The sequence below is a fragment of the Bradyrhizobium sp. genome (assembly GCF_035701725.1).
Lineage (GTDB): Bacteria > Pseudomonadota > Alphaproteobacteria > Rhizobiales > Xanthobacteraceae > Bradyrhizobium.
This window is the reverse complement of the sequence record NZ_DASSRP010000146.1, coordinates 1-2,413: the sequence shown is the minus strand read 5'-3', so window position 1 is coordinate 2,413 and position 2,413 is coordinate 1. Positions and strand designations below refer to the sequence as shown.

General features: G+C 63.7%; 2 protein-coding genes. One reads left to right on the top strand and one right to left on the bottom strand.

Annotated elements, in window-relative coordinates:
• Positions 1-605, bottom strand: a 605-nt coding sequence (locus VFL62_RS08515) for an enoyl-CoA hydratase/isomerase family protein (protein WP_325171930.1), incomplete at its 3' end; no start/stop codon positions are given.
• A gap of 317 nt (positions 606-922) precedes the next feature.
• On the opposite strand from VFL62_RS08515, the gene VFL62_RS08510 reads away from it, so the two are divergent.
• On the top strand, positions 923-2,413 hold a 1,491-nt coding region (locus VFL62_RS08510; protein ID WP_325171929.1), incomplete at its 3' end, for an aldehyde dehydrogenase family protein.

Genomic DNA, 2,413 nt, shown 5'->3' with positions numbered 1-2,413 from the left:
ATGGCCTTGGGATCGAATGCGGCCATCTGGTTCGCGACCTCGAGCGCGCGCTGCAGCGCCGAGCCGGCCGGCACGATATTGGTCAGGATGCCGGCGTCGAGCGCTTCCTTGGCCGTAATCTGCCGGCTGGTGACGGCGAGCTCGAAGGCGCGCTTATAGGGGACGAAGCGGAACAGATAGGTGAAGACGATCAGCGGCGGCAGACCGTGCGACATTTCCGGCAACGAGAACACGGCATTGTCGGCGGCGACCGCATAGTCGACCTGCGCGGTCATCCCGAAGCCAAATCCGAACGCCTTGCCCTCGACCGCGGCGATGACCGGAACGCTCAAGGCATTGAGCGCCGCATTCACCTTCAGGATGGCATTGAGGTCGTCGGCGACTTCGGATGCTTTCGTCAGTCCCTTGGCGCCGATCCGGCCGCCGCAAAACGAGCCGTCGCGTCCGGTGATCACCAGCGCGCGCAGCGCGTGATCGGAAGCGCAGGTGGTCAGCAGTTCCGCCAGATCTAGCAAATCCGTGGTGTAGAGAAAATTGCCGGCGTCATGGCCTGCCAGGGTAATCACGGAAACGCCCTTTCCCTGGGCACTGATCTCGATCGCCATGACAGCTTCCTCCTTGTTTTATTGGCCTTGCCCTTGTCGACGGCGGCGTTCCCGCGACCTGGACGGCCGCCGGATTGTCTAACAATCTGTCAAAGCGTTGTCACGCCGCCCATAGGTTGCGTTTCCTCCGCCTTGCCGCTTCGCTCGGGCCTGTTCCTCCTGCATGACAGGCCATCGCGGCGAGTATCGGTCCCGTCGCTTTACCGCCTTGGAACGTCATTATAAAATCTCCGACATAACGAAAATGAAGCCCCATGCCCACGAGGCGGGGCCATCCGGGCAGGATCATCCCGTCAGGGAAGCACAAAGGAGATTCCATGGCTGTTTCGCAGGCAATCCCGATCACTCGCCATCCGTATGCCGATGGTTCGTACAAGAAGATGCTGATCGACGGCCAGTGGGTCGACGCGGCATCCGGCAAGAAATTCGAGACGCTCAATCCCGCAACCGGCGAAGTGCTGGCAACCGTTGCCGAAGGCGATGCCGAGGATATCAACCGCGCGGTCGCCGCGGCCCGCCGCGCCTTCGAGGGTCCCTGGAGCAAGGTCAAGCCGTTCGAGCGGCAGAACCTGCTGCTGAAACTCGCTGACCTGGTCGAGAAGCACTTCGAGGAATTGTCGCAACTCGACACGCTCGACATGGGCGCGCCGATCAGCCGTACCCGCGGCAACAAGCTGCGCGTCCTCGGCATGCTCCGCTACTATGCGGGGCAGGCGACCGCGATCCACGGTGAGACCATCGAGAATTCGCTGCCGGGCGAAATCTTCTCTTACACGCTGAAGGAACCGGTCGGCGTCGTTGGCGCGATCATTCCCTGGAACGGCCCGCTCGGCGCCAGCGTCTGGAAGATCGGTCCGGCGATCGCGACCGGCTGCACGGTGGTGCTCAAGCCGGCGGAAGAAGCGCCGCTGACCTCGCTGCGGCTCGCCGAACTCTGCATGGAAGCCGGCGTTCCCGCTGGCGTCGTCAACGTGGTGCCGGGCTTTGGCGAAACCGCCGGCGCGGCGCTCGCCTCGCATCCTGGCGTCGACAAGGTCGCCTTCACCGGCTCGCACGTCACGGGGCAGTCGATCGTGCGTGCCTCGGCCGGCAACCTGAAGCGCGTCTCGCTCGAGCTCGGCGGCAAGTCGCCGGACATCGTGTTCGCCGATGCCGATCTCAATGCGGCGGTGCCGGGCGCGGCGATGGCGGTGTTCGCCAATTCCGGGCAGATCTGCAGCGCCGGAACGCGCCTGTTCGTCGAGAGCAAGGTCTATGACGAGTTCGTCGGCCGCGTTGCCGAGTTCGGCAAGAAGCTCAATGTCGGCAACGGCCTCGACCCGAACACGCAGATCGGCCCCTTGGTGTCGAAGCAACAGCTCGAACGCGTCTCCGGCTATCTCGAGATCGGCCAGAAGGAAGGCGCCAAGGCGCTGGCCGGCGGGTCGCGGCTCACCGAAGGCGCGCTGTCAAAGGGCTATTTCGTGCCGCCGACAGTATTTGCCAACGTTCAGGACAATATGCGGATCGCGCAGGAGGAAATCTTCGGCCCGGTGATATCGGCGATTTCGTTCAAGGACACCGACGACCTGATCAAGCGCGCCAATGCCACGACATTTGGCCTCGGCTCGGGCGTGTGGACCACCAATGTCAGCAAGGCGCACCAGGTCGCGAAGGCGCTGCGCGCGGGCTCGGTCTGGGTCAACTGCTATCAGGCGATGGACCCGGCGGTGCCGTTCGGCGGCTACAAGATGAGCGGCTACGGCCGGGAGTCCGGCAAGCAGCATGTGGAAGAGTACCTCAACGTGAAGGCGGTCTGGGTCAAGACG